Source organism: Neisseria sp. P0021.S005, from assembly GCF_051956955.1.
The window spans coordinates 1-460 of record NZ_JBQCWY010000949.1 but is presented as its reverse complement, the minus strand read 5'-3'; the positions used below and the strand labels follow the sequence as shown (position 1 = coordinate 460).

At 53.3% G+C, this 460-nt stretch carries 1 pseudogene; it reads right to left on the bottom strand.

Annotation, left to right across the window (positions count from 1 at the left end):
- A pseudogene (gene carB, locus ACTHUE_RS20310) lies at positions 1–460 on the bottom strand (carbamoyl-phosphate synthase large subunit); the annotation flags it as partial.

Here is a 460-nt window from a genome sequence, read left to right as displayed (position 1 = left end):
CCGACCTGTTCTTGCGCTGCCAAAGCTTCGTTCATGGTGTGGCAGACAAAAGATTTCGGGCAAGACAAACCGATTTTTTCCATCGCTTCTTTAAAGCGGCCTCGGTCTTCTGCTTTGTCAATCGCTTCTTCGGTCGCGCCAATCAGCTCGACGTTGTATTTCGCCAATACGCCGTTGCGCGCCAAATCCAGCGCACAGTTCAGCGCAGTCTGGCCGCCCATGGTAGGCAGAATCGCATCAGGTCGCTCCTTTGCGATAATTTTTTCCACCGTCTGCCACATAATCGGCTCGATGTAGGTAACATCCGCCATTTCAGGGTCGGTCATGATCGTGGCAGGGTTGGAATTCACCAGAATGACTTTATAGCCTTCGTCACGCAAAGCCTTGCAGGCCTGTGCGCCCGAATAGTCAAATTCGCAGGCCTGACCGATAACGATAGGGCCGGCGCCGATGATAAGGA